Source organism: Caballeronia zhejiangensis, from assembly GCF_022879815.1.
Lineage (GTDB): Bacteria > Pseudomonadota > Gammaproteobacteria > Burkholderiales > Burkholderiaceae > Caballeronia > Caballeronia zhejiangensis.
Genome location: NZ_CP084284.1, coordinates 553,133 through 579,096, shown reverse-complemented (window position 1 = coordinate 579,096; position 25,964 = coordinate 553,133). Strand labels below are relative to the sequence as shown.

Annotated in this window: 21 protein-coding genes and 1 pseudogene; 11 read left to right on the top strand and 11 right to left on the bottom strand. The window is 63.5% G+C overall.

Going from position 1 to position 25,964, the window contains the following annotated elements:
• Nucleotides 1-34: 34 nt before the first annotated feature.
• Nucleotides 35-778, bottom strand: a complete 744-nt coding sequence (locus LDZ23_RS17160) for a response regulator transcription factor (RefSeq protein WP_008353569.1) — start codon at nucleotides 776-778, stop codon at nucleotides 35-37.
• Nucleotides 779-1,303: 525 nt separating this feature from the next.
• Between LDZ23_RS17160 and LDZ23_RS17155 the strand changes: the two genes are divergently transcribed.
• The 3 genes and pseudogenes from LDZ23_RS17155 to LDZ23_RS17145 all read left to right on the top strand — a co-directional run bounded on the left by LDZ23_RS17155 (nucleotide 1,304) and on the right by LDZ23_RS17145 (nucleotide 4,387).
• A complete protein-coding gene (locus tag LDZ23_RS17155; RefSeq protein ID WP_033536124.1) occupies nucleotides 1,304-2,596 on the top strand; it encodes an MFS transporter in 1,293 nt (430 codons plus the stop codon).
• A 134-nt stretch (nucleotides 2,597-2,730) separates the two neighbouring features.
• Nucleotides 2,731-4,153 (top strand): annotated as a pseudogene (locus LDZ23_RS17150) (MFS transporter).
• Nucleotides 4,154-4,219: 66 nt separating this feature from the next.
• Nucleotides 4,220-4,387: a hypothetical protein gene (locus tag LDZ23_RS17145; protein WP_008353574.1), complete on the top strand. Its 168-nt coding sequence runs from the start codon at nucleotides 4,220-4,222 to the stop codon at nucleotides 4,385-4,387.
• A gap of 92 nt (nucleotides 4,388-4,479) precedes the next feature.
• Here the strand turns inward: LDZ23_RS17145 and LDZ23_RS17140 are convergent, their stop codons facing one another.
• Nucleotides 4,480-4,752 (bottom strand): hypothetical protein, encoded by a 273-nt coding sequence (locus LDZ23_RS17140; RefSeq protein ID WP_008353575.1) that lies wholly within the window; start codon nucleotides 4,750-4,752, stop codon nucleotides 4,480-4,482.
• A 131-nt stretch (nucleotides 4,753-4,883) separates the two neighbouring features.
• Nucleotides 4,884-5,702 carry a helix-turn-helix domain-containing protein gene (locus LDZ23_RS17135; RefSeq protein WP_008353576.1) on the bottom strand — a complete coding sequence of 273 codons (819 nt, stop codon included), beginning with the start codon at nucleotides 5,700-5,702 and terminating at the stop codon, nucleotides 4,884-4,886.
• Nucleotides 5,703-5,940: 238 nt separating this feature from the next.
• Here LDZ23_RS17135 and motA point away from each other — a divergent pair, with 238 nt between their 5' ends.
• A complete protein-coding gene (gene motA, locus LDZ23_RS17130) occupies nucleotides 5,941-6,813 on the top strand; it encodes a flagellar motor stator protein MotA (RefSeq protein ID WP_008353577.1) in 873 nt (290 codons plus the stop codon).
• A 30-nt stretch (nucleotides 6,814-6,843) separates the two neighbouring features.
• Nucleotides 6,844-7,824 carry a flagellar motor protein MotB gene (gene motB / locus LDZ23_RS17125; protein WP_008353578.1) on the top strand — a complete coding sequence of 327 codons (981 nt, stop codon included), beginning with the start codon at nucleotides 6,844-6,846 and terminating at the stop codon, nucleotides 7,822-7,824.
• Between the two features lie 61 nt (nucleotides 7,825-7,885).
• On the opposite strand, the gene LDZ23_RS17120 is transcribed toward motB, so the two are convergent.
• Entirely contained in the window at nucleotides 7,886-9,217 is a 1,332-nt protein-coding gene (locus tag LDZ23_RS17120; protein ID WP_008353579.1) for an Nramp family divalent metal transporter, read from the bottom strand.
• 264 nt (nucleotides 9,218-9,481) lie between these two features.
• On the opposite strand from LDZ23_RS17120, the gene LDZ23_RS17115 reads away from it, so the two are divergent.
• From LDZ23_RS17115 to LDZ23_RS17090, 6 genes are all read left to right on the top strand, one after another.
• Nucleotides 9,482-9,763, top strand: a complete 282-nt coding sequence (locus LDZ23_RS17115) for a DUF4148 domain-containing protein (protein WP_008353580.1) — start codon at nucleotides 9,482-9,484, stop codon at nucleotides 9,761-9,763.
• A 320-nt stretch (nucleotides 9,764-10,083) separates the two neighbouring features.
• Complete coding sequence (locus tag LDZ23_RS17110) at nucleotides 10,084-13,269, top strand: efflux RND transporter permease subunit (RefSeq protein WP_244808198.1); 3,186 nt, start codon at nucleotides 10,084-10,086, stop codon at nucleotides 13,267-13,269.
• Nucleotides 13,270-13,290: 21 nt separating this feature from the next.
• On the top strand, nucleotides 13,291-14,532 hold the full coding sequence (locus LDZ23_RS17105; protein ID WP_008353583.1) for an efflux RND transporter periplasmic adaptor subunit: 1,242 nt from the start codon (nucleotides 13,291-13,293) through the stop codon (nucleotides 14,530-14,532).
• On the top strand, nucleotides 14,529-15,983 hold the full coding sequence (locus LDZ23_RS17100) for an efflux transporter outer membrane subunit (RefSeq protein ID WP_008353585.1): 1,455 nt from the start codon (nucleotides 14,529-14,531) through the stop codon (nucleotides 15,981-15,983). Before LDZ23_RS17105 ends, LDZ23_RS17100 begins: the two co-directional genes overlap by 4 nt.
• 92 nt (nucleotides 15,984-16,075) lie before the next feature.
• Nucleotides 16,076-16,789: a heavy metal response regulator transcription factor gene (locus LDZ23_RS17095; protein WP_008353587.1), complete on the top strand. Its 714-nt coding sequence runs from the start codon at nucleotides 16,076-16,078 to the stop codon at nucleotides 16,787-16,789.
• Between the two features lie 89 nt (nucleotides 16,790-16,878).
• A complete protein-coding gene (locus LDZ23_RS17090; protein WP_051079086.1) occupies nucleotides 16,879-18,282 on the top strand; it encodes a heavy metal sensor histidine kinase in 1,404 nt (467 codons plus the stop codon).
• Nucleotides 18,283-18,292: 10 nt separating this feature from the next.
• Here LDZ23_RS17090 and LDZ23_RS17085 read toward each other — a convergent pair whose 3' ends face one another.
• The 7 genes from LDZ23_RS17085 to nirD all read right to left on the bottom strand — a co-directional run bounded on the left by LDZ23_RS17085 (nucleotide 18,293) and on the right by nirD (nucleotide 25,963).
• Nucleotides 18,293-18,919 (bottom strand): hypothetical protein, encoded by a 627-nt coding sequence (locus LDZ23_RS17085; RefSeq protein WP_008353589.1) that lies wholly within the window; start codon nucleotides 18,917-18,919, stop codon nucleotides 18,293-18,295.
• A gap of 144 nt (nucleotides 18,920-19,063) precedes the next feature.
• Nucleotides 19,064-20,035: a hypothetical protein gene (locus tag LDZ23_RS17080; RefSeq protein WP_008353590.1), complete on the bottom strand. Its 972-nt coding sequence runs from the start codon at nucleotides 20,033-20,035 to the stop codon at nucleotides 19,064-19,066.
• Nucleotides 20,036-20,179: 144 nt separating this feature from the next.
• Nucleotides 20,180-20,527: a hypothetical protein gene (locus LDZ23_RS17075; RefSeq protein WP_008353591.1), complete on the bottom strand. Its 348-nt coding sequence runs from the start codon at nucleotides 20,525-20,527 to the stop codon at nucleotides 20,180-20,182.
• Between the two features lie 123 nt (nucleotides 20,528-20,650).
• Nucleotides 20,651-21,001: a hypothetical protein gene (locus tag LDZ23_RS17070; protein WP_008353592.1), complete on the bottom strand. Its 351-nt coding sequence runs from the start codon at nucleotides 20,999-21,001 to the stop codon at nucleotides 20,651-20,653.
• 603 nt (nucleotides 21,002-21,604) lie between these two features.
• A complete protein-coding gene (locus tag LDZ23_RS17065) occupies nucleotides 21,605-24,334 on the bottom strand; it encodes a nitrate reductase (RefSeq protein ID WP_034471868.1) in 2,730 nt (909 codons plus the stop codon).
• Nucleotides 24,335-24,362: 28 nt separating this feature from the next.
• Nucleotides 24,363-25,622 carry an NAD(P)/FAD-dependent oxidoreductase gene (locus LDZ23_RS17060; RefSeq protein ID WP_008353594.1) on the bottom strand — a complete coding sequence of 420 codons (1,260 nt, stop codon included), beginning with the start codon at nucleotides 25,620-25,622 and terminating at the stop codon, nucleotides 24,363-24,365.
• Nucleotides 25,619-25,963: a nitrite reductase small subunit NirD gene (nirD, locus tag LDZ23_RS17055; protein ID WP_008353596.1), complete on the bottom strand. Its 345-nt coding sequence runs from the start codon at nucleotides 25,961-25,963 to the stop codon at nucleotides 25,619-25,621. Before nirD ends, LDZ23_RS17060 begins: the two co-directional genes overlap by 4 nt.
• Nucleotide 25,964 lies beyond the last annotated feature (1 nt).

Sequence of the window (25,964 nt, the reverse complement as noted above, 5' to 3'; positions counted from 1 at the left end):
TTGTCAACCGGCGGCATTTGCTTTTTGATCGGCTTCAGGCCGCGATCTGCGCAGGCGCGGGATCGGTGAGACCGCCATCCGAATCCGCGCCTTCATCGTAGAGATGCAGCAGACGGTAACCGCTCTTGTACACCGGCTGCAGGCGGAAGTTGTTGACCGGCTCGATTTCCAGCGCGAGACGCAGGCGCGAAACGTGGCTGTCGATCGTGCGGGTCGTTTCGCGGAACTCGCGTCCCCAGACCATCGCGAAAATATGATCGCGCGATAGCACGCGGCCGATGTTCGAGAAGAAAAGCTGCGCGAGACGGAATTGCGTGCCGCTCAACTGCACCGGCTTGCCGCGCACGGTGACGGTTTGCTGGCGTGCGTCGAAACGATACGGCCCGACTTCGAGGCATGCGCTCGACGTCGCGGGATACGCGCGGCGCAAGAGCGCTTCGACGCGCGCGCCGAACTCGCCCGGGCGGATCGGATACACGACGAAATCGTCCGCGCCGGCGGTGAGCGCGCAGACGACGTTGTGTTCGGCGCCGTCCGGCGTCGCGAACATGACCGGCACGCGTTCGCCGAAGCTCGAGCGCACGGATTTCAGCAGATCGAGGCCGCAGAGGCCCGTGGAATTCCAGTCGAGAATCAGCAGATCGACCGTGGAGCGGGACAGCGCCTTCGACAGCACGAGGCCATCGCCGAAAGTCACGCAAGTGTGGCCGAGTCGTTTGACGACATCGCTGATGAGATTTCGATAACTGGGGTCGGTTTGCAAAACGGCGACGCGCATAGTGTCTTACCTGATGAGTCCAAGGGACATGAAGCGGAGGCCGTTTTGCGGCGCCCGCCGGGCGTCTCGTCGCGGGATGAGACGGGGATTTACAAGCTGCGAATTCTGGGCAGCGATGCGACCCTTTCCCATCGGACTCATCCGAATTGTCAACGCATGTGACTGCGTAGCGCCCGGAACGGGCGGCGTGATGCGCGCAACCATCTCGAAATTAGAACGGCTTTTCGCTTTTGCGCGCGTTTTCATCCTGTAACATGCCGTGTTTGGCTCAAAAGTTCCCGCTTCCGCCGTTTTACCGAGACGTCGCGTAGCAAGCTGCGCCGCGACTGTCCGTCGCATCGCGCAGCGCGGATGACGGGCAGCGGCTTTCGAATCCGCGCCCGCTGGCTTCCGGCCCGGATCGTTCGCGTTCCGCGCCCGGGCCTTCGCTTCGCGTCCACCCGGCGCGTTTAGTCACTCCCGCAGGGCAAAGCCTCGTTCTACCGCGCGTCATGCGTGGCTTTTCCACTTACGGGTTCTTTTCCGATGCAGGCAACACCTCTGTCCGACGCCCCGCGCGCGGCCGGCCGTGCGCTCACGCGCGGCGATTACAAGACGCTCACGCTCGCCGCGCTCGGCGGCGCGCTCGAGTTCTACGACTTCATCATCTTCGTGTTCTTCGCGCCGGTCATCGGCCAATTGTTCTTTCCGCCGTCGATTCCTGACTGGCTGCGTCAATTGCAGACTTTCGGCATCTTCGCGGCGGGTTATCTCGCGCGCCCGCTCGGCGGGATCATCATGGCGCACTTCGGCGATCTGCTCGGACGCAAGCGCATGTTCACGCTTTCCGTGCTGCTGATGTCCGTGCCGACGCTCCTGATGGGCCTCCTGCCCACGTACGCGTCGATCGGCCTGATGGCGCCCGTCCTGCTGCTCGTGTTCCGCGTGATGCAGGGCGCGGCGGTCGGCGGCGAAGTGCCGGGCGCGTGGGTGTTCGTGTCGGAGCATGTGCCGGGGCGTCATATCGGCTATGCGTGCGGCACGCTCACGGCCGGCCTGACGGCGGGCATTCTGCTCGGCTCGCTGATCGCCACGGGCATCAACAAGGCGTTCGCGCCGGCCGAAGTCGCCGATTTCGCGTGGCGCCTGCCGTTCCTGCTCGGCGGCATCTTCGGTCTGTGCTCGGTGTATCTGCGTCGCTGGCTGCATGAAACGCCGGTGTTCGCCGAGTTGCAGAAGCGCAAGTCGCTCGCCGCGGAACTTCCGCTCAAGGCCGTGCTGCGCGATCACGGCCGCGCCGTCATCGTGTCGATGCTGCTGACGTGGATGCTTTCCGCCGCGATCGTCGTCGTGATCCTGATGACGCCGACGCTGCTGCAGAAGCAGTTCCACATCGCGCCGGCGACGGTGCTCGTCGCGAACTGCGCGGCGACGCTGTGTCTCACGATCGGCTGCGTGCTGGCGGGCGCGATCGCGGGCCGCATCGGCGCGGGCAAGACGATCTTCGTCGGCGGCGTGGCGCTCGCCGTCACGTACTGGATGATGTTCCAGCAGGTCGCGGCCGATGCCTCCGCGCTTTTGCCGTGGTACGCGCTCGCGGGCTTTTTCGTCGGCGTGATCGGCGCGATTCCGTTCGTGATGGTCAAGTCGTTCCCCGCGGCCGTGCGTTTCTCCGGCATCTCGTTTTCGTACAACGTCGCGTATGCGGTGTTCGGCGGACTCACGCCGATCGTCGTCTCGCTGATGATGAAATCGAGCCCGATGGCGCCCGCGATCTACGTCGGCGCGCTGTGCGCGGTCGGCGCGCTGACGACGTTGTTCATCAAGCAGGCGCGCTGATCCGGCGTTAGCGTTCCACACGCGAAGTGGCGCACCGTTCACGCGGTGCGCCATTTTTCATTGCGCTTTCACGTTTCGGCCCACGCCGAAACATCGGCCGCGCCGCGCGCCTACGATGGCCGGCATGAACTCGAATCTTTCTTCATCCGAAACGCGTCTGTCCGCACCGGCAGACGCTCACCGTGACGGCGACCAGCGTCGGCTTCGTCGTCTCGCAACTCGATGTCTCGATCGTGAATGTCGCGCTCGCGCGCATCGGCCACGATCTGGGTGCGAGCGTCGCGAGCCTGCAATGGACCATCGACAGCTACGCGCTCGCCTTCGCCGCGCTCATGCTCTCGGCCGGTTCGCTCGGCGACCGCTTCGGCGCGCGGCGCATGTTCGTCGGCGGACTCGCGCTGTTCGCGCTGGCGTCGCTCGCGTGCGCCTTTTCCGGCGACGCGACGCAACTCATCGCCGGGCGGGCCTTGCAGGGCGTCGGCGCGGCGGCGATGCTGCCGAACTCGCTCGCGCTGCTGAACGCGGCGTGCGGCCACGACCGGCGTCTGCGCGCGCGAGCCGTCGGCTTGTGGACGGCGGCGGGCGCGGTGTCGATCGCGGCGGGACCGATCGTCGGCGGCGTGCTGATCGCGGCGTTCGGCTGGCGCAGCATTTTCTGGGTCAATCTGCCGATCTGCGCGGCGGGCATCGTCGCGACGCTCGCGTGGATAGAAAACGCGCGACCCAAAGATGCCGGTCGTGCGCGCGGCATCGACCTGCCCGGCCAGGCGCTGGCGATCGTCGCGCTCGCCTCGTTCGTCGGCGCGGTGATCGAACTGCGCCCGCTCGGACCGATGCATCCGCTCGTCATCGGCGCTTTGCTGCTCGCGCTGGCGGCGGGCGGCGCGTTCATCGCGATCGAGCGCGAAAGCCGCACGCCGATGCTGCCGCTGTCGCTCTTCGCCGAGCGCACGTTCAGCGCGGCCGTGGCCTTCGGTATCGGCGTGAATCTCACCTACTATGGAATGGTCTTCGTGCTGAGCCTGTATTTGCAGCGCGTGCTCGGTCACACGCCCTTGCAGACCGGCCGCGTTCCTGCCGCTGACGGGCGGATTCCTGATCTCGAACCTGGCGAGCGGTCCTGTCGTCGCGCGCTTCGGCTCGCGCGGCCCGATGATCTTCGGCGCGCTGCTCGACGCCGCCGGTTTCGCCGCGCTCGCCTTCGTCGATGCGACGACGCCCACGGCCGCGCTGCTCGTGCCGTTCCTGCTGATTCCATCGGGGATGGGACTCGCGGTCCCGGCGATGACGACCGCGCTGCTCGGCACCGTCGGCCAGCCGCGTGCGGGCACGGCGTCGGCGGTGCTCAACACGGCGCGGCAGGCGGCGGGCGCGATCGGCGTCGCGGCGTTCGGCGCGCTCGCGGCTCATGGCGACGGCGCGGCGAGCGCGCACCAGATCGTCGATGCGGTGCGCTGGTCGGCGGCGATCTCCGTCGCGCTTCTGTTGTGCGCCGCGTTGATCGCGCGTCATGTGAACAATCCGGCGAGCGCGAACGCCGAAGAACGTGTTACCTAGAGACGGACGTCGGGAACGGCCGTTGCAACGCCCAGGTAAAGCCGCGAATCTTTTGAGGACAACACCATGTCGACAATGCCCCGCTCCCCCGAGGAGCCGCTCGAACCGGACCCGGACAAGCTGCTCGATCCCGACGCCGCGCCGAACCCCGAAGATCCGGACATGCCTGACGGCCCGGATTCCGCGACGCCGATGGTGCCCGCCGATCCGAAAAACGGCGAACCGCGCATGTAGAACGCCGGGCGGCCATCGCGCGCATAAAGCAATGCCCGCGCGGCCTTGAAAGCGGCGCGGGCATTCTTACTGATGCTCGTGGACGAAGAGCGTTACAGGCTAGTGGTCTGCACCGCGCCGGTTTCCAGCGCACGCTCGATGAGCGCTTCCTGCTGCGCCTTGCGAACGGCATCGGCGACGAGCGTATCGGGCGCTTCCACTTCGGCCTTGATCGCGCCGATGATGCCGTCCGCTTCGACGATCACGAGCGATTCCGCCGAATCCGCACGGCTGATGATGACGCGCAGCGGCCCGCCGCCCTCCGCGATGCTGGCGCAAAACTGCATCGTTTGCCCGCCGATCACTTGTTCGAATGTTTGAATCATCGCTGCCTTCCGCGTTGGTTGGACAAAAGCTGACACAGGCTGCGCGCCAAGCGGCGCGCAGCCTGCTTTCTCATTGATCCGCGCATGTCGACTAGGTTCAATTCTGTAAGCATGCGCGGCGCGACGCAAGCTCAACGTCTTGCGTCGGCGAGTTCGCGAAGGATGGCGGCGGTCGAATCGTCGGCGGGAAAGAAGGCTTCGATCGCAAGCTCCGACAACGTGATGTCGACGGGCGTGCCGAAAACCGTCGTCGTGCTCAAGAACGACAGCACGCCGTGCTGCGTGCGCAAACGCAAGGGCACGACGACGGGATCGGTCTCGCCGCGCGGCTCGTGGGTCGCGTGACGCGGCGCGGGATACGCCTCCAGTTCGGCCAAGAGCGAGACGAGCGTCGCATCGCCGGACACGTCGATTTGCCGGCGCAGGCGCGCGAGCAGATGCGCGCGCCACTCGTGCCAGTTGTCGATGGCATCGGCGAGACCTTGCGGATGCATCGACAGCCGCAGCACGTTGACCGGCGGCACGAGCAATTGCGCATCCGCCGATGCGACGAGCGGCGCGAAAGCCGCGTTGGCCGCGATCATCGTCCAATGACGATCGACCGCGAGCGCGGGATACGGCTCATGCCCTTTGAGCACGAGATCGACAGCACGCCTGGCAGCGGAAAGTTGCGGATCGGCCAGCGCGCGCTCGCGATAAAGCGGCGCATAACCGGCCGCGACGAGCAGCGTGTTGCGCTCGCGCAGCGGCACGTCCAGTTGCTCGGCGAGGCGCATCAGCATGTCCCGGCTCGGCAGCGAGCGGCCCGATTCGACGAAGCTCAGGTGACGCGTGGACACGTCCGCAACGCCTGCGAGATCGAGCTGGCTCATGCGCCTGCGCTGACGCCATTCGCGCAATAGCGCGCCGACGTCCGATCGAACGGCCGGATGTACGAGGGTCGAGTTCATGCAACCGATGTTAGACGAAACATGATCACGCGATCCATTACCTGCGAAGTAAGCGGCGCCACGAACGTAACATTTACGCCGCAAACATATGCGAAGAAAAACTTGCGCGCGACACCCTAAATCTCCGGCACTTTCGCGCCGATAAGTCCAACAACAAGCGAACAATGCGTCGCGAGCCGTGCGCGTCTCAATCCCGAGCACGCACGGCCCGCGGCGCCCGGACTTTTGCGGAGAAATCATGTTTGTCATCATCGGATGGTTGTTGGTCATCGGCTCGGTGATCGGAAGCTTCGTCGGCGTCGGGGGCCACCTCGCGGCCCTCGTGCAACCGTTCGAGCTGCTGTGTATTTTCGGCGCGGCGATCGGCGCGTTCGTCGTGTCGAATCCGACCGCGACGCTCAAGAAAACGTTGCAATCGATTCCGAAGGCGTTCAAGGGCGGCGGCTACACGAAAGAGAAATATCTCGCGCTGATCGCATTGCTCTACGAACTGCTTCAGAAGGCGCGCAAGGAAGGCATGATGGCGCTCGAAGCCGATGTCGATGCGCCCGAGTCCAGCCCGGTCTTTCAGAAGTACGAGCACGTCATGGCCGATCATCATCTGCTCGACTTCATCGTCGACTATCTGCGCATGATGTCGGCGGGCAATGTCAACGCGCTCGAAATGCAGGATCTGATGGACGAAGAGCTCGACACGCACCACACCGAAAGCTCGATCGCCGCGAACGCCATTCAGAAAATGGCCGATGGCCTGCCTGCATTCGGTATCGTCGCCGCGGTGATGGGCGTCGTGCACACGATGGGCTCGGTCGGCGCCGCGCCCGCCGTGCTCGGCGAGATGATCGCGGGTGCGCTCGTCGGCACGTTCCTCGGCATTCTGCTGGCGTACGGCTTCATCGGCCCGCTCGCGGACCTGCTCAACGCGAAGGGCGCGGCCGAAGCGAAGCCGTTCCAGTGCGTGAAGTCCGTGCTGCTCGCATCGATGAACGGTTATGCGCCGACGATCGCGGTCGAGTTCGGCCGCAAGGTGCTCTTCACCGCCGATCGTCCGAGCTTCAAGGAACTCGACGACGCGGTTCGTGCCACCAAGATGCCGAAGGCGGCTTCGTGATGACATCGGGTACGCAAAGGACCAACGCACATGGCTGAGAAACCGTCACGCGATCCGCTGCAGTCCGTGCTTGCGCCGACTGTCGTCGTCAAGCGCAAGAAGAAGGCGCACGGACACGGCCATCATGGCGGCGCATGGAAGATCGCCTACGCCGACTTCGTCACCGCGATGATGGCGTTCTTTCTGTTGATGTGGCTGCTCGGATCGACATCGAAGTACGACAAGGAAGGCATCGAGCAATACTTCAATACGCCGCTTTCCGCATTGTTCGGCAACGATGGCGGCGCGTCGGCGCATACGAGCGTCATCGCGGGCGGCGGCAGGGATCTGTCGAGCACGCGTCCGGGTGAAGGCAACAAGACCCAGACGCAACCGGTGCCGCAATCGATCGCGCGCGCTGCCGTTGCGATGGACGACTTGCGCAAGCTGCAGCAACTCAAGCAGAAGCTGATGGCGCTCATCGAGCAGACGCCTGCGCTGCGCGCGTACAAGGATCAGATTCGCATCGCGATCACGAGTGAAGGCTTGCGTATCGAGATCGTCGATTCGCTCAAGCGGCCGATGTTCGCATCGGGCAGTTCGAGACTCGAAAGCTATGTGACGACGATTCTGACGAACATCGGCGCATCGCTGAACGATGTCGATAACCGCGTGTCGATCGCGGGGCATACGGATGCAGTGCCCTATTCCGGCGGTCAGGCGGGCTATTCGAACTGGGAGCTTTCGAGCGAGCGGGCGAATGCCGCGCGGCGCGCGCTCGTCGCGGGCGGCATGAAGGAAAGCAAGGTGCTGCAAGTGCGTGGACTGTCCGACGTGCTGCCGCTCAACAAGGATGTCGTCGACGAGCCGACGAATCGGCGGATCAGTATTCTCGTGCTGAACAAGGCCGCGGAACAGGCGTTCTTCCGCGATGGCGGCAGAACCACGGTCGATGAAACGCGGCCTGTCGAAGCGGCGCTTCCCGCGCCGGTCTCGGTCAAGTCGGATGCGCCGGCGGCGGTGGTGAAGTAGACAACGCTCGCGGCTTGACGAAGCGCCATGCACATCGAATCGTGCATGGCGCTTTTTCATTTCAGCCGAGCCACTCCGCGACCGTCTGCACCACGAGCCAGACGTTCGCCGCGCTGATGACCACGAACAGCGCCCACGCGACGAGCTTCATGGACGGTTTGTTCGCGAACGCTCCCATGAGGCCGCGATCGCTCGTCATCCGGATCAGCGGATAAAGCGCGAACGGCAGTTGCAGGCTCAGCACGACCTGACTCGCGACGAGCAGCTTGCCGACCGCGCCGTTGCCCATCACGTACACGCCGATCAACGCTGGCACGAGCGCAAGCGCCCGCGTGATGAATCGGCGCTGATAGCACGGGATTTTCAGTTGCAGGAACCCTTCCATGATGACCTGCCCTGCAATGGTCCCGGTGAACGTCGAACTCTGGCCCGATGCAAAGAGCGTCACCGCGAAGAGAATCGCCGCAAGCCCGGTTCCCACGATAGGCGCAAGCAGCTTGTACGCATCTTCGATCTCGGTCACTTGCGTGTGCCCCGTCGCGTGAAATGCCGATGCCGCGAGAATCAGGATCGCCGCATTGATCAGCAGCGCGAGAACGAGCGACACGATCGTATCGAGCCGCGAAAGATTGATCGCCGATGCAAGGCTCTTCGCATCGCGATTCACCACGCGCGTCTGCACGATCGAGGAATGCAGATACAGGTTATGCGGCATCACGGTCGCGCCGAGAATGCCTATCGCGAGATAAAGCGGCTCGCGATCGCTCAACGCGTGAATCGATGGCACGAGCCCGGCAGCAACCGAAGGCCAATGCGGTTTGACGAGCACGAGCTCGACGATATAACCGACGCCGATCGTCGCGATGAGCCCGAGCATGATGGCTTCGAGATCGCGAAAGTTCTTGCCTTTCAGGCCCAGCACGATGAGCGTATCGAATGCGGTGAGCACCACGCCCCACATCAGCGAAACGCCGAACAGCAAATGAAACGCGAGTGCGCCGCCGAGCACTTCCGCGAGATCGCACGCGATGATCGATAACTCCGCGAGCATCCATTGCACGTTCGCGACCGGTTTCGCGTAACGCTCACGCGATAGCTGCGCGAGATCCTTTCCCGTGACGATGCCAAGGCGCATCGAAAGACATTGCAGCACCATCGCCGCAAGACTCGACAACACGACGACAAAGAGCAGGCTATAGCCGTAGCGTGAGCCGGCTTCGATATCCGTCGCCCAGTTGCCCGGGTCCATATAGCCGATGGAAATGAGCAGGCCCGGCCCCGCGAATTGCAGAAGCTTCTTCCATAGCGGCGCGCCCGGCGAAACGGCGACGGAGCCTTTGACTTCCGATGGGCAAAACGGCGCGGTGGCCGTGGTCGGCAGATTGAACGGCAATTTATCGAGTCCTGATGGGATATCGGGGACAACATCCGCGAACGATGTTGTTCAGGTAGCTTACAAGGCGCGTCTCGCGGGCGAGTCTATCACCGGCTGCGCGCATTCACAGACAGCCCCAATCTGACCAAAGCGTCATCTCATCGCCAGCATCTCGTCACGGTACGACAAATAGAATTCAGTGGTGGCTGTAGCGAGCGTGCCGACGCTGCATATCGCGCAACCGCACGTCCCGTTCATTTTTACCCGCATGAGGAGTGCGCCATGAAACTAGTCACACGCATCGCTGTAATCGCCCTTGCTGCCGCGCCGCTCGCCGCGCTCGCACAATCCGAAGGTCTCACGCGCGCGCAGGTGAAAGCGGATCTGCAACGCGTCGAACAAGCCGGCTATAACCCGTCCGAGCGCGATGCGTTCTATCCGAACGACATCCAGGCAGCCGAAGCCAAGGTCAGCGCGCAAAGCGCATATGGCTCGTCCAGCGACGGTTCGTCGTCTTCGGGACGCACGATGTCGACGACGCCGCTCGGTCAAACCCCGCAGTAACGCACGCTCATCGAACGAGACACGCGCGGCCTTCCGCGCCGTCTCGCTCGCGTCCCTTCGAAGCGCGTAACCCGCGCTCGCGCTTCGCTATTCCCCGCTGTCCGATGCGAATGCTCCGCCCTACCATGGGCTTTCGCAAGCTTGCTTTCAAACCGCCTTATCTGACATCGGCGCCATATTCACGTCATATTGTCGTTGGCACCCGGCCACTACCATAACGACACTGATGGCGAACCGCACGCCCCGCTCCGTCATTGCGTCCCGCGCGTTGCATTCGCCTCATTCGCAGCGCCCTCTCCCAGCTTCTTCCGAACGACTCAATGTGGATAGTCAACGTTGCGCTTAAGCGGCCATACACGTTCATCGTGATGGCCATCATGATCCTGCTGGCGACGCCGTTCGTCCTCGTGACGACGCCTGTGGACGTGCTTCCCGAAATCGACATTCCGGTTGTCAGCATCATCTGGAATTACACAGGCCTTTCCGCGCAGGACATGGCCAATCGCATCACGTCGGTCAACGAGCGCAGCCTCACGACCACGGTGAACAATATCGAGCACATCGAGTCGCAATCGCTGCAAGGCATCGCGATCATCAAGCTCTTTCTGCAGCCCACCGCGAACATCCAGACCGCGATCGCGCAAACAGTGGCCGTCGAACAGGCGCAAGTGAAGCAGATGCCGCCGGGCGCGACGCCGCCCCTCGTCATCAGCTATTCGGCGTCGAGCATTCCGGTGATTCAGCTCGGGCTTTCGAGTCCGAAGCAATCCGAGCAGGACCTGAACGATACCGCGCTCAATTTCTTGCGCCCTCAACTCGTGACGATTCCGGGCGCGGCCGTGCCTTATCCGTATGGCGGCAAGACGCGCCTCATCTCCGTCGATCTCGACACGCGCGCGCTGCTCGCAAAAGGACTCACGCCGACCGATGTCGTCCAGGCCGTCAACGCGCAAAACCTGATCCTTCCGACCGGCACCGCAAAGATCGGCCCGCGCGAATATACGGTCGACATGAACGGTTCGCCCGCGACCGTCGCGGGCCTGAACGACATTCCGGTTCGCACGATCAACGGCGCGACGACCTATCTGCGCGAAGTCGCGCACGTCCGCGACGGCTTCTCGCCGCAGACCAACATCGTGCGTCAGGACGGGCATCGCGGCGTGCTGATCTCGGTGCTGAAGAACGGCAACGCGTCGACGCTGTCCATCGTAAATACGTTGCATGATCTCTTGCCGCAAGCGCGGGCGTCGCTGCCTTCCGATCTGAAGATCAGCGCGCTCTTCGATCAGTCGGTGTTCGTGAAGGCCGCCGTGCAAGGCGTCGTGCGCGAAGCGCTCATCGCCGCCGCGCTCACCGCCGCGATGATCCTGCTCTTTCTCGGCAACTGGCGCAGCACCTGCATCATCGCGATCTCGATACCGCTCTCGATTCTCTCGTCGCTGATCGTGCTGCATGCGCTCGGGCAGACGATCAACATCATGACGCTCGGCGGCCTCGCGCTCGCAGTCGGCATTCTCGTCGACGATGCCACCGTCACGATCGAGAACATCGAGCGTCATCTGCACATGGGCACGAATCTGCACGACGCGATCCTCGAAGGCGCAGGTGAAATCGCGGTGCCCGCGCTCGTCTCGACGCTGTGCATCTGCATCGTGTTCGTGCCGATGTTCTTTCTCACCGGCGTCGCCAAGTTCCTGTTCGTGCCGCTTGCGGAAGCCGTCGTGTTCGCAATGCTCGCGTCGTACATCCTTTCGCGCACGCTCGTACCGACGCTCGCGATGCTGTTGATGGGCCACGCGCACGCACCCGATGCGAAGGCAAAGCCGAATCTCTTCGTGCGTCTGCATCAGCGCTTCGATCGCGGCTTCGAGCGCATGCGCGGCGCGTATATCGTGATTCTGTCGAGCCTGCTCGTGAAGCGGCGTCTGTTCGCGACGCTCTTTCTCGGCTTCTGCCTGTTGTCGGCGGGCCTCGTGTTCGTGCTCGGCGAAGACTACTTCCCGAGCGTCGATGCGGGCGATATTCGCCTGCACATGCGCGCGCCGACCGGCACGCGCATCGAGGAGACCGCGCGACTCGCGGATGAAGTCGAAAAGGTCGTGCGCCAGATCGTGCCGCAAGACGAACTCGCGACGATACTGGATAACCTCGGTCTGCCTTATAGCGGCATCAACCTGTCGTACAGCAATGCCGGAACGATCGGCACGCTCGACGGCGAAATTCAGGTCGCGCTCAACGCGGATCATTCGCCGACGCAAAAGTACATCGACGAATTGCGTGCGCTCCTGCCGCGCCGCTTTCCCGGCGTCGAATTCTTCTTTCAACCTGCGGACATCGTCACGCAGATTCTCAACTTCGGCTTGCCCGCCGCCATCGACGTGCAGATTCAAGGGCAGAACGGCCAGGCGAATTTCGAAGTCGCGAGCAAGCTGATGAAGCAGATCCGCATGATTCCCGGCAATGTCGATACGCACATCCAGCAGAAGCTAGACGAACCGGCCATCGATTTGCAGATGGATCGCACGCGCCTGCAGCAACTCAATCTGTCCGCAAGCAACGTCGCGCAGAACGTGCTGGTTTCGCTTTCGGGAAGCTCGCAAACCGCGCCGGGATTCTGGTTCAACCCGCGCAACGGCGTCGAATACAACCTCGCGGTGCAGACGCCGCAGTATCAGATTTCATCGATCGACGAACTGCTGCGAACGCCCGTGTCCGCATCGCTCAACGGTCCCACGCAACTGCTCGGCAATCTCGTGCGCCTCTCGCCGAAGAATCAGTTCGCGGTGGTCACGCACTACAACATCCGGCCCGTGATCGATCTCTTCGTGAGCGTCGAAGGCCGCGATCTCGGCAGCGTCGCGCGCCAGGTTAATCAACTCGTCGATGAAGCGCAGAAGACGCTTCCGCGCGGCAGCCAGATCGTCGTGCGCGGTCAGGTCGAGACGATGCGGACGTCGTTCGTCGGCCTCGGACTGGGCGTCGCGATGGCGATCGTGCTCGTGTATCTGCTGATCGTCGTGAACTTCCAGTCGTGGATCGATCCGCTCGTCATCGTAAGCGCATTGCCCGCCGCGCTCGCGGGCATCATCTGGATGCTCTTTCTCACCGGCACGCACCTGAGCGTGCCCGCGCTGACCGGCGCGATCATGACGATGGGCGTCGCCACCGCGAACAGCATCCTGATGGTCTCGTTCGCGCGACAGCGTCTGAACGCGGGCATGCCGCCGCTCACCGCCGCGCTCGAGGCGGGCGCGAGCCGCATACGCCCCGTGTTGATGACCGCGTTCGCGATGATCATCGGCATGATTCCGATGGCGCTCGGCCTCGGCGAAGGCGCCGAGCAAAACGCGCCGCTCGGCCGCGCGGTGATCGGTGGCCTGCTGTTCGCAACGGTTTCCACGCTCTTTTTCGTGCCGCTCGTCTTCGCAGGCATTCACGCACGTCTTGCACGGCGCGCCGCGCGAAGAGGTAACACGCAACATGAAGACGGCAGCGGCCAACACTGACATCAAAGCATCCCGACGAACATGACTGAAAAGAACCACGCATCGCTTGCGATTCCCGCTCGCGACCCGAACGAAGGGCCCGCGCTGCCGCCGCGCAACGTCGAATGGAAACGCGCGAAGATCGCGCTCGTGATCGTGCTCGCGTTGCTCGCGATAGGCGCGGCGCGCACGGTCGTCACCGATGTGCTGCATAGCCATTCCATCGCCGCGCGCACGCAGCAGAACGCGCAGCAATACGTGAACGTCGTCATGCCTAAAGAGACCGATGGCGGCGGCGAAACGACGTTGCCGGGGACCTTGCGCGGCTTCGTCGAATCGCCGATCTATGCGCGTGCGACGGGTTATCTGCTGCACTGGTATGTCGATATCGGATCGCGCGTGAAGCAAGGCCAGTTGCTCGCCGATCTCGACACGCCCGAGATCGATCAGGAGCTTGCGCAAGCGGTCGCGCAACGCGATCAGACTGCATCGAGCCTCGGACTCGCGAAGAGCTCGCTCGAACGCTGGCAGCAATTGCGTCAGCGCGATGCCGTGTCGCAACAGGAACTCGACGAGCGTCAGAGCACGTACAACCAGGACGTCGCGAATCTCGCGGCCGCCGATGCCAACGTGAAGCGTCTGCGTCAGCTCGAATCGTTCAAGCGCATCGTCGCGCCTTTTGCGGGCGTCGTCACGCAGCGCAATGTGGATGTCGGCGATCTGATCGATGCGGGCAGCGGCACGAGCCGCGCGCTCTTCGCGCTCGCCCAGTCGGACCCGTTGCGCGTGTTCGTGCAGTTGCCGCAGGCTTACGCGCAGAACGTATCGGTCGGACAGGACGTGACGGTCACGCAGGCGGAGCTGCCCGGCGAACAGTTCCACGGCAAGATCACCCACATCTCCGGCGCGATCGACGTGCCCACGCGCTCGTTGCAAGTCGAAGTGACGCTGCCGAATCCCGATGGGCGGCTACGGCCCGGCGCGTATGTGCAGGTCGCCGTGCCCGCGACCGCGCACGCGCGTCTGCTCGTGCCAGGCAACGCGCTGCTCTTCCGTTCCGAAGGTCCACGTCTCGCGGTCGTCGATGGCAACGGTCATGTGAGCCTGCGCAAGATCGTGATCGCGCAGGATCTCGGACAATCGCTCGAAATCGAGAGCGGAATCGACGCGACCGACAAGGTCATCATCAACCCGAGCGATTCGATCGCCGATGGCGATCACGTCGTGATCGCGCCGCAGCAAACGCAACGACAGCCCGCGTCGGGCAGCAAGGCCGCATCATGAAGACCGCGCTTGGCATCACGCTCGTCTCGCTGCTTGCCGCGTGTACGGTCGGGCCCGACTATCATCGGCCCGTCGCCGCAACGCCGCCTACGTGGAAGACGGATTCGTACTGGCGCGTGGGCGAGCCGTCGCATGCGCCGCTCGCGCCCGACTGGTGGCAAGGCTTCGGCGATGTGACGTTGAACGGTCTCGAAACGCAGGCGCTCGCACAGAATCAGACGCTCGCCGCGGCGAGCGCGCACTACGCACAGGCTCGCGCGACGCTCGCGCAAACATCCGCGCTGGCGCTGCCTGAAGTCAATCTCGGTGCAAACGCGTCGCGCTCGCGCATTTCGAAGAACCGGCCCGTCACCAACTACGCGACGCCGAGCAATGCTACCGTTCAAAGCGATCTGAAGCTCGCGCCGACGGTCAACTACGACGTCGATCTGTTCGGCCGCATCCGTCGCGAAGTGGAGGCCGCGCATGCATCGGCGGATCAGTCGCGCGACGATCTCGCGAATGCGCGTCTCGTGCTGACCACCGATCTCGCCAGCGACTACTTCTCGATGCGCGAGCTCGATGCGGAGATCGACGTGCTGAATCGTTCTGTCGTGCTGCAAAAGAAAGCGCTCGATTACGTGCAGGCGCAACACGATCTCGGCGCGGTGTCAGGCCTCGATGTATTGCAGCAGCAAGCGCAACTCGATCAGACGCGCGTGCAGGCGCAACTGCTGCTCAATCAGCGCGCGCAATTCGAACATGCGATCGCCGCGCTCGTCGGGACGCCCGCGCCGCAATTCTCGATCGCGCCTGAATTGAACGAACGCCCGCTTCCGCCGATTCCACTCGGCGTGCCGAGCGATGTACTGCAACGCCGGCCCGATGTCGCATCCGCCGAGCGTGCGATGGCCGCGGCCAATGCGCAGATCGGCGTCGCGAAAGCGGCGTTCTTTCCGAGCCTCACGTTGAACGGCACGGTCGGCTGGGAAAGCACGGCGTTCTCAAGTCTGATTTCCGCGCCGAGCCTTTTGTGGACCATCGGGACGATGGCAAGCCAGGTCATCTTCGATGGCGGACGGCGCTCGGCAGCCGTCGATTTCGCGAACGAAGGCTATGTCGCGGCCGTCGCGAATTATCGGCAGACGGTGCTCGGCGCGTTTCAGCAAGTGCAGGACGGCATCGTCGGATTGTCGGTGCTGGACGGCGCGGCGAAACAGTCGCACGCCGCGGTCGTCGATGCGCAACGCTTGCTGTCGCTCGCGAACGATCGTTATTCGGGCGGGCTCGTCGCCTATCTCGACGTCATCACCGCACAGCAGCAATTGCTCACGAGCGAACGACAGGACGTGCAGATTCGCGGACAGCAGCGCACCGTATCGGTGGCGCTCGTGAAGGCATTGGGCGGCGGATGGGACACTGCATCGAACGACGATCAGAAGCTTGCGAACGCAACTACTTCGGGCGAGTAGAAAGAAAACGTAAGCACGATGCCCGCGAGGCTCGTATAGTTAGCAGTTGAACAATGCGGTAAACACACACTGAACGCGCACAGGTGCCAGGCATGAAAGTCCTGATAGTCGAAGACGAACACAAAGTGGTGGATTACCTGCGCTCGGGGTTGACCGAGCAAGGCTGGGTCGTCGATGTCGCGATGGACGGCGAGGAAGGCACGCATCTCGCCATCGAATACGACTACGACGTGATCGTGCTCGACGTGATGCTGCCAAGACGCGACGGCTTCGCGGTATTGAAGGCGCTGCGCCTCCAGAAGTCGACGCCGGTCATCATGCTGACCGCGCGCGATCACATCAACGATCGTGTGCGCGGGCTGCGCGAAGGCGCGGACGATTACCTCACGAAGCCGTTCTCGTTTCTCGAACTCGTCGAGCGTCTGCATGCGCTCGCCCGCCGCACGCGCGCGCAGGAATCGACATTGATATCGGTCGGCGATCTGTATGTCGATCTGATCGGCCGCCGCGCAACACGCGACGGCGTGCGGCTCGACCTCACCGCGAAGGAATTTCAGTTGCTCTCGGTGCTCGCGCGCCGTCACGGCGACATTCTCTCGAAGACCGCGATCACCGAGCTCGTCTGGGAAGTCGATTTCGAAAGTCACACGAACGTCGTCGAAACGGCGATCAAGCGGCTGCGCGCGAAACTGGACGGACCGTTCCGCACCAAACTGCTTCATACCGTGCGTGGCATGGGCTATGTGCTCGAAGTGCGCGAAGTTCGCGACACGCGCGAAGCAAGGGAAGACGCGAGACCATCATGAACACGCAGTGGATATCGTCGACGCCACGCGAGGCACGCGACGCGCGCGAGCCGCGCACGCAACGCTCCATTTCGCGGCGGCTCGCCGTCATGTTCGCGCTCGTCGCGCTGTTCGTGTTCGCGCTCGTCGGCTCGGGACTCTTTCTCGTGCTGCGCGTGCAATTGGAGCAGCATTTGCGCGACTCGCTCGACAATCGCGCGGAGATTGCGCGGCTCATCGTCACGCATGTATCGACGCCGGAGAAATGGAAGATCGCGAAGGAGAAGCTCGCCGACATCACCCCGCGCGACGGCTCCACGCTCTTTGCCGTGTCCAGCAACGATCCGCGCTATGAATACGGCTCGCCGCCCGCGGGCCGCGTCGTCAAGCGCGTGATGGGCGGTTACGTTCACTTCCGTCCGGAAGATCGCGCCTACGACATGCTGATGACCACGCTCACGATTCCGCCCAACGGGGATCGTCCGCCGCTGCAGCTCTTCGTCGCGATCGATTGCTCGCCGAACGTTCATACGATGCGCGCGTTCGGTCTCGCGCTCGCCGCGCTGATGGCGCTCGCCACGGTCGCGGTCCTGCTGCTGAGTTATTCGGTCGCGCGGCTCGGCCTCGCACCGCTCACGCGCCTCACGCGCGATGCATCGAAGCTGAGTCCGACCAATCGATCGCAACGCCTGAACACGCGCGCGCTGCCGATGGAACTCGAAGATCTCGCGAAGTCCTTCAATGGCGCGCTCGAACGGCTCGATCACGCATATGGCCGGCTCGAATCCTTCAACGCCGATGTCGCGCACGAATTGCGCACGCCGGTCACGATTCTCATCGGTCAGACGGAAGTCGCCTTGACGCGCGATCGTTCGATCGACGAGCTGCGTCACACGCTGCAATCGAATCTCGAGGAGTTCGAACGCGTGCGCGCGATCATCAACGACATGCTGTTTCTCGCGCGCGCCGATCAAGGCGAACGCGCGACGGGACTCGTCGAAGTGTCGCTCGCGGCGGAGGTCAATCGCACACTGGAGTTTCTCGAGATTCCGCTGGAAGAAGCGCGAGTGCGCGCCGTCGCGAACGGCGATGCGCGCGCGTTCGTCAATACGTCGCTATTCGGCCGTGCGCTGTCCAATCTCGTGATGAACGCAATTCAGCATTGCGCGCCCGGCGCGACGATTTCCGTGGCCATCACGCGGGAACATGGGCGCATTCGCATCGCCGTGGCCAATCCCGGCGAATCGATCCAGCCGCATGTGATGGCGCATCTCTTCGACCGCTTCTATCGCGCGGAAAGTTCGCGCACGAATAGCCGCGAGAATCACGGCCTCGGGCTTGCCATCGTGAAGGCGGTGGCCGAGATGCATCGCGGCACCGTGTCGGCGACGAGCGAGAACGGCGTCAACACGTTCTCGTTCTCGGTCGCGCGTTTCGGCACTGAATCGCGACCCGTCGAAGACGTCGCCTTGCCCGTGCCGCCGGTCGTGGAACGGAAGTCCGCCACGACATGAAGCGCGTGCATCACTGACAGAAGTATTCATCCGATGCGGCCATCGGCGCTTCGGTTGTCGCCGGCCTGAAGTGGCTGTACTTGCGATACGTCTTGCCGTTCACCGTCACCGATTCGGCGGCTTCGGTCTCGCCCGTTGCCGACGCGATCGCGCTGCTATGCGCTTCGACGTTGCCATTGCCCCAACTGCTCGCGCGCGCATACGATCCGCCTTTCGACGTATCCGTCTTGTTCGCTTCCGAGATCGTGCTCGTGACGGGATTGCCGAAGCTCTTCGTATCGATCGACGATTGCGGCGGCACGTAGCCCCACTTCGACGTGACCGTGCTCATGTCGATCTGCTGCGGCTTCCAGCCGATCACCTTCGCGCCGATCGCGAGCGGCGACAACTCCACTGCGACGATCTGCGTTCCGCGCCGCGCGACGAGCAGGCACTTGCCGCCCGACGTCTGCAAGGGCACGTAGCCGCTCGAAGGCAAGAGCGCGAGCGCCTGCGCATCGGGCATCGACTGCACGCCGACCGGGTTCGCGGCCCAGATCACGCCGGCGCTTGCATCGGCGCGCGCGCTCATCGGCATCATCGAGACCGTCGCACTCGCCGCGAGCGCGATGGCCGCCATTTTCTTGTGACTCTTCATCGCATGCCTCAGCGGGAAAACGAGGGTTGACTCTCCGGGACCAGTCTTTCAAAAGCCAACCCTTCAAAGGTAGAGACGGCCCGATTGCTCAGGCGCGTCTCTCTCGCTCCATGGCGTCACCCTGCCATTGGACCTGTTGCTTCCTCACTTCACCAGCGAGACTTCGATCTTTTCGCCGATGGGCGTGCTCGCCACTTCGACGCCATTCGTATCAGCCTGATCGTACACGCGAGCGGCGACCGGCGTCGGCTGCGCGACCTGCTTCGCGGGCGCCGGCTGAGCCTGCTTGGCCTCGTTCTGCGTCTTCATGCTGACTTCCGGATTGTTGGCGGCGGTCACCGGCAGGCCGAGGCGCGCGCGCACCAGCGGATCGCGATACTTCTCGTCATCCGACAGCACCGCGTCCTCGCCCGATTTCGCGAGCGGCGTGGTCGTGCCCGGGCACAGATGACCCGTCGCCTCGACGGCGCGGCGGTTCGCTTCGCTCTGGCAGAGGAGCGCGAGCGCGACATCGGTCAGGCCCATTGCGCGGAATTCGCGTGCATCGAGGCGGCGTACGCAAGCCTGATCGACGAGCGTCGTGCCGCCGGTCGCGCCGAAGCCGGTGATCGACAGGCCGAAGCTGGCCGAGCCCATGCAGGTGTCGGAGAGCGTCGTGGTGAGCGAGGGTGCGGCGATCGACGGCGTCGTGCGGACCGAGTACGAGCTCTGGTTGTAGTCGACCGTCGTGCGCGTGTCGAAGGCGCTCGTGCCGGGGCCGCTCGTGGCCGCCTTGCCGGTCGCATCGGCGCCGCTTGCATCCGTGCCGGATGTCGTCAGTTGCGGCATCGTCAGCGAGATGTTCACATTCGATGAGCCGCCCTGCGCGGTCGAACGGCCGCCGCTCGCCGTCGCGACGCCGAGGCCGCCGACCGACGACGAATTGGAACTGGTGTTGGCCGTCGAATTCGCCGACGTGCCGATGTTGTTGAGGCTCGATCCGCCGCCCTGGCCGATGCCCGTCGACGTCGAACCCGAAACCGAGCCCGACGAGGAATTGGCGGTGGTGTCGGCGTGGGCGAGTTGCGCGGCGCAAAACAGCACCGCGCATGCCAATTGCAGAGTGGTCTTGTTCATTTTGGTTCTCCGGAAGAAAAGGGGAACGCCACAGCGCATGACGGTCCCGGACGACTTAGAGTTTTTTTATGAGTTCGGCAAAGGCGGTATCCCGCAAGCGCACGCTCGTCATGACGCCGCCCCTGCCTTGAGTCGCCGACCAGCTTAGCGCCAGCCGCCGCCCAGCTTGCTCCATGCATTGGCCGCTGCGTCCGCGCCCGAGGTGCCGCCCGCTTGTGCGTTGCCGTGGCCGAAGCCGCTCACCGTCGACGTATTCGTGTGGCTCGTCGTTGCGTTGGTGGCGTTGCCCGTCACGCCGAACTTGTTGCCGGCGATCGATTGCGCATTGCCGTTGGCCGTGCCCGAGTTCGTCGCCGTGAAGCGGCCGAAGCCCGAGACCGAAGCGGACGTCGTGCCGCCCGAGGTCGAGGACGAGCTGGAGTTCGTGGTCGTGGCCATCGCGGCGACGGAGACGAGCGAGAGCAGTGCAGCAGCGATCAGAGTGCGTTTCATGATTTGCATTCCTTATCGAATCGGTAAGATTGGATTTCGTTTTTTGTTGTTCGAACCGGGATCACATCGGTTGCGGGAAAGCGAACCCCGTTGCGGCGAAGTTCGCCGTCCGTCGCCGTGTGCTTAGCGCCAGCCGCCGCCCAGCTTGCTCCAGGCATTCGCGGCAGCGTCGGCGCCCGAGACGCCCGTCGCCGTCGAGCCGCCGAAGCCCTTGCCGCCCACCGACGACGTGTTGATGTGGCTCGTCGTCGCGTTCGTCGTGTTGCCCGTCACGCCGTAGCCCTGGCCGGCGATCGACGAAGCGTGGCCGTTGGCGGCGCCCGCGTTGGTTGCGGTGAACGAGCCGAAGCCGAACACGGCTGCGCTGGTCGTGCCGCCCGAGGTCGAGCTCGAGCTGGAGTTCGTGCCCGTTGCGAAGGCAGCGGCGGAAACGAGCGAGAGGACGGCGGCTGCTGCGATCAGTTTGCGTTGCATGGTGAGGTCTCCAAGTGTAGGCGCACAGTCAATTCCAGCTACATCGACGCCGGTATGTAGCGGATACAGCAAATATCGTTTCGTTAGTATTCCTATCTCCGACGTCTGATCGAATCTGGCTTCGATGGATCAGCGAGCGTTTGAGAAAGGACGCCCCTTTGGGGCGGCTTGACGAATCAGACTGGGAATGAGGCTCGCACGTCGATCAGAAGTCGTCGTTCGTGCAACAGGTCGATGCTGGCCTGGGATGAGCGGATCGTGGCGCGCTGGCCTTCCGCTTGTTCGAATAGTTTTGCGTTCTTCATCGCAATCCCCGTATTACCTTTTGGTGTTGTTTTCAGGCATCCGTTTGTTTAGTGCCTGTGTTTTGAGGTGACTGTACGGAAGATGAACCGGCGAATGCGTTGGCAATCCAACACACCATTTCACGTGGTAATAAATCGTAAGGAGTTTGGTTGGCGAGCGCTCATTCGAGCATACCAATAGCCCGGAAACGCCCTGTTTTCGAGGGTTTTTCCGGAGATCTCCGCAGGAATCGGAAGGCTTGAAAACGCGAAACGCGGGCGACATGCGCCCGCGTTCGTTCGTTAGACCACGGACGAATCAGACCGTGGAGAGACGCGCCATTTCCGTCTCAACGATGAGCTTCTTCAACTCCGGCACGCACGATCCGCAGTTGCCGCCCGCCTTCACGCACGAGGTGATTTCGGCGGCTGTCTTCAATCCCTTGTCGCGGATCGCGTTGCAGATCGTATTGCGTCCGACGCCGAAGCACGAGCACACGGTCGGCCCGGTGTCCTCGCCCTTGCCTATCGGCTGACCGAGCAGGAGGCTCGCGCGGTCCTCGTCATCGAGGCGTCCCTTTTCGAACAGCGTCGCGAGCCACGCACGCGCGGGCAGATCGGGCCGCTCGGAGATGAACACGCAACTCTCGATACGCTCATTGACCACATGCGCCGCGCGATACACGCCCGCGCTCTTGTCCTCGTATTCGATCCAGTCAGCGTGCTCATCGTCGATATGAAAGAGCGCACGCGCCCAATCGTGATGATCGCCATGGGATGCATCGAAACGATTACGGCCCGCCATTTCGTAACGGACGAAGCCCGTGCCATGCACGCGCGTCCAGTGCGTGACCATGTCGAGGTGCGGCGCGGCGCGAGAGAGCGAAAAGCCGTGCCATGTCACGTGAAACTTCTCGATTGCGACAGGCGTGTGCTTGAACTCCGGTTCGCCCGAAACCGGATCGACGACGGGATTCACTACCGCACCGACGCGCGCGTCGGAGGCGGTCTGATCGTTCCAGTGGATCGGCACGAACACGCTGCCGCGCGGCATGCCACCGCCATGCTGCACGCGCGCGATCATCGAGCCCCAGCGACTCGACACGCGCGCGATTTCGCCTTCGCGCACGCCGCATGCGAGCGCGTCTTGCGGATGCATGTCGATGAACGATTCGCTGATATGGCCCGCGAGTTTCGAGGAGCGGCCCGTTCGCGTCATTGTGTGCCATTGGTCGCGCACGCGTCCGGTGTTGAGCACGAGCGGATAGTCGTCATCGGGCGCATTCACGGGCGCGCGTGCAACGGTTGCTACGAAGCGCGCACGGCCATCTGCATGACTGAAGCGGTGATCTTCGAAGAGCCGCTCCGTTCCTCCCTCTGCCGATTCGCGCAACGGCCATTGTGTCGGCTGCAGCGCATCGTATTGCGCGCGATCGAGCCCGGCCAGCCCACCGATATGAAACGCGCGATGCACGCCCGCCGACGCATCGTTGCGATACGCGCTCAACCGTGCGTGCTCGTCGAAAATCTCATGCGGACCCGCAAAATCGAAGCCTTCGAAGCCCATGCGCCGCGCGACATCGCAGATGATGCGCCAGTCCGCGCGCGCCTTGCCCGGCGCCGGAATGAACGCGCGTTGACGCGAGATGCGCCGCTCCGAGTTCGTCACGGTGCCATCCTTCTCGCCCCAGCCGAGCGCGGGCAGCAGCACATCGGCGAACGCGTTCGTATCCGTCTTTTCGATGATGTCCGATGCAACCACGAGCTCGCACTTCTCGAGCGCGCGCTTCACGCGATCGCCATCGGGCAGGCTGACGACAGGATTGGTGCCCATCACCCATACGGCTTTCACGCGGCCCGCTTCGATTGCATCGAACAACTCGACGGCCTTCAATCCGGCGCGCTCTGCAATCGCAGGCGAATTCCAGAACGTCCGCACCATCTCGCCATGCAGCGGATCGCCGAACTCGAGATGCGCGGCGAGCGTATTCGCGAGGCCGCCGACTTCGCGTCCGCCCATCGCGTTGGGCTGGCCGGTGAACGAGAACGGTCCCATGCCAGGCTTGCCGATTCGCCCCGTCAGCAGATGGCAATTGATGATGCAGTTGACCTTGTCCGTGCCGGCGCTCGACTGATTCACGCCTTGCGAATAGACCGTCACCACGCGCTCCGTGCGCGCGAAAAGACGATAAAACTCCATCAGATCGTGTTGATCGAGCTTGCAGTCTTTCGCGGTTTGCGCGAGATCCGAAGAACCCGCCGCTGCGAGCGCGTCGTCGGAACCGCTGGTATGTGCATCGACGAAAGCCGCATCGATTGCGCCGTGCTCCGCGAGGAACGCGAGCAGGCCGTTGAACAGCGCCACATCGCTGCCAGGCTTGAGCGGCAGATGCAGATCGGCCATTTCGCAAGTCGCGGTATAGCGCGGATCGATGACGACGATCTTCATCTCCGGCCGCTTCTCCTTCATCTTCACGATGCGCTGAAAGAGAATCGGATGACACCATGCCGTGTTCGATCCCACGAGCACGACGAGGTCCGCGAGTTCGAGGTCCTCATAACTCATCGGCACGAGGTCTTCGCCGAACGCGCGCTTGTGTCCCGCCACCGACGACGACATGCACAGCCGCGAGTTCGTATCGATGTTTGCGCTGCCGATGTAGCCCTTCATCAGCTTGTTGGCGACGTAGTAGTCCTCGGTGAGCAACTGACCCGATACATAGAACGCGACCGCGTCGGGACCATGCTCCGCGATGATGCGCGAAAAGCCGCTCGCAACCGTGCCGATGGCATCGGCCCACGATGCATCGGTAAGCGCGCCGCTGCGGCGGTCGCGCAGTTTCGGATTGAGCAGACGCCCTTCGAGTCCAATCGTTTCGCCGAGCGCCGAGCCCTTCACGCACAGACGGCCGAAGTTCGATGGATGCGTTTCATCGCCGGCGATCGACACTTCGGTCGCGCTCTTCGGCGATGCGTTCACACCGCAGCCGACGCCGCAATACGGGCAAGTCGTTTTAACAGAAGCCGTTTGAATGGGGATGATGGACATGCTCACGTTTCTCTATCCTTGGCCGTATTCAGGCTTCACAAAGCGTCTTGCCGAAAAGAAGCTTGCCGCGCAGATGCGATACGTCCGCGCGGCTCTGAATCAGATCGAAATACCAGCCGCCGTCCTTCACGTCGCCGTACAGCACCGCGCCGATCACGCGTCCCGCCTGCAGCACGACACGCTTGTACACGCCGCGGCGCGGATCGCGCAGCACGAGATCCTCGCTGTCCTCGCCGCCGATGAAATCGCCTGCCGAATACAGATCGACGCCCGTCACCTTGAGCTTCGTCGCCGTCGCGCGCTGCACGTAACGGCGATGCCCCGCGCCCGCGAGATGCGCGCCCGCCACGCGCGCCTGATCCCAGATCGGCGCGACGAGACCGAAGGTCGCCGAGCGATGCTGCACGCATTCGCCCACCGCATACACGCGCGGATCGAAAGTCTGCAAGGTGTCGTCGACGACGATGGCGCGCTCGCAATGCAGCCCCGCCTCTTTCGCGAGCGCGATGTTGGGCCGCACGCCCGCCGTCATCACGACGAGATCAGCGTCGATCTGCGTGCCGTCCGCGAAACGCACGGCGCGCACGCGGTCGTCGCCGACGATCTCCGTCGTCTGCGCGGCCATCGCGAAGTTGAGGCCTTTCGCTTCGAGCGAACGCTTGAGCAACGCGGACGCGGTGGCATCGAGCTGACGATCCATCAGGCTGCCGCTCGCATGCACGACCGTTACCGACATGCCCTGCCGCTGCAAGCCGTTGGCCGCTTCGAGCCCGAGCAGACCGCCGCCGATGATCACCGCGTGCCGATGATCGCGTGCCGCTTCGAGCATCGTTTCGACATCCTGAATGTCGCGAAATGCGATCACACCGGAAAGCTCGCAACCCGGCACCGGAATGATGAATGGCTTCGAGCCGGTCGCGATCAGCAGACGGTCGTAGTGCGCTTCCACGCCCTTCTCCGAACGCACGACGCGCCGCGCACGATCGATTTCGATCACGGCATCGCCCGCATGCAGCGTGATGCCGTTCGCGTCGTACCATTCGCGCGTGTTGAGAATGATGTCGTCGACGCTCTTCTCGCCCGCGAGCACCGGCGACAACAGAATGCGGTTGTAGTTGCCGTACGGCTCGGCGCCGAATACGGTGATGTCGTACAGCTCGGGCGCGATCTTCAGCAGTTCTTCGACCGTACGCATACCGGCCATGCCGTTGCCGATCACCACGAGCCGCTGGCGCGATGCGGCGTGCTTCAACGCCGCCATGCCCGCAACCGCATATTCGGTCTTCATGCCGCGACCCACACCTTGCCGCCCGCGACCTTCACGCGATACGCGCTCACCGAAAGCTCCGGCGCTTCCAGGCATTCGCCCGTGCGCAGATCGAAGTGCTGCTTGTAGATCGGCGATGCAACGACGATACGCTCGCCCAGACTTCCCACGATGCCGCGCGAGAGCACCGCGGCTTGCGAATGCGGGTCGTAGTTGTCGATCGCGTACACGGCTGCCTCTTCGCCCGCGACATGAAACACCGCGACTTGCGTGCCCTTCACGAGCGCGCACACGCCCGTATCCGGCACGATGTCGTCGAGTTCACAAACGGCGGTCCAGTCCTGTTCGATACGGTCGTTCATG

Coding starts and splice junctions, on each gene's coding strand:
- LDZ23_RS17160 (WP_008353569.1), bottom strand. CDS start 778: ATGCGCGTCGCCGTTTTGCAAACCGACCCCAGTTATCGAAATCTCATC.
- LDZ23_RS17155 (WP_033536124.1), top strand. CDS start 1,304: ATGCAGGCAACACCTCTGTCCGACGCCCCGCGCGCGGCCGGCCGTGCG.
- LDZ23_RS17145 (WP_008353574.1), top strand. CDS start 4,220: ATGTCGACAATGCCCCGCTCCCCCGAGGAGCCGCTCGAACCGGACCCG.
- LDZ23_RS17140 (WP_008353575.1), bottom strand. CDS start 4,752: ATGATTCAAACATTCGAACAAGTGATCGGCGGGCAAACGATGCAGTTT.
- LDZ23_RS17135 (WP_008353576.1), bottom strand. CDS start 5,702: ATGAACTCGACCCTCGTACATCCGGCCGTTCGATCGGACGTCGGCGCG.
- motA (WP_008353577.1), top strand. CDS start 5,941: ATGTTTGTCATCATCGGATGGTTGTTGGTCATCGGCTCGGTGATCGGA.
- motB (WP_008353578.1), top strand. CDS start 6,844: ATGGCTGAGAAACCGTCACGCGATCCGCTGCAGTCCGTGCTTGCGCCG.
- LDZ23_RS17115 (WP_008353580.1), top strand. CDS start 9,482: ATGAAACTAGTCACACGCATCGCTGTAATCGCCCTTGCTGCCGCGCCG.
- LDZ23_RS17110 (WP_244808198.1), top strand. CDS start 10,084: ATGTGGATAGTCAACGTTGCGCTTAAGCGGCCATACACGTTCATCGTG.
- LDZ23_RS17105 (WP_008353583.1), top strand. CDS start 13,291: ATGACTGAAAAGAACCACGCATCGCTTGCGATTCCCGCTCGCGACCCG.
- LDZ23_RS17100 (WP_008353585.1), top strand. CDS start 14,529: ATGAAGACCGCGCTTGGCATCACGCTCGTCTCGCTGCTTGCCGCGTGT.
- LDZ23_RS17095 (WP_008353587.1), top strand. CDS start 16,076: ATGAAAGTCCTGATAGTCGAAGACGAACACAAAGTGGTGGATTACCTG.
- LDZ23_RS17090 (WP_051079086.1), top strand. CDS start 16,879: ATGTTCGCGCTCGTCGCGCTGTTCGTGTTCGCGCTCGTCGGCTCGGGA.
- LDZ23_RS17085 (WP_008353589.1), bottom strand. CDS start 18,919: ATGAAGAGTCACAAGAAAATGGCGGCCATCGCGCTCGCGGCGAGTGCG.
- LDZ23_RS17080 (WP_008353590.1), bottom strand. CDS start 20,035: ATGAACAAGACCACTCTGCAATTGGCATGCGCGGTGCTGTTTTGCGCC.
- LDZ23_RS17075 (WP_008353591.1), bottom strand. CDS start 20,527: ATGAAACGCACTCTGATCGCTGCTGCACTGCTCTCGCTCGTCTCCGTC.
- LDZ23_RS17070 (WP_008353592.1), bottom strand. CDS start 21,001: ATGCAACGCAAACTGATCGCAGCAGCCGCCGTCCTCTCGCTCGTTTCC.
- LDZ23_RS17065 (WP_034471868.1), bottom strand. CDS start 24,334: ATGTCCATCATCCCCATTCAAACGGCTTCTGTTAAAACGACTTGCCCG.
- LDZ23_RS17060 (WP_008353594.1), bottom strand. CDS start 25,622: ATGAAGACCGAATATGCGGTTGCGGGCATGGCGGCGTTGAAGCACGCC.
- nirD (WP_008353596.1), bottom strand. CDS start 25,963: ATGAACGACCGTATCGAACAGGACTGGACCGCCGTTTGTGAACTCGAC.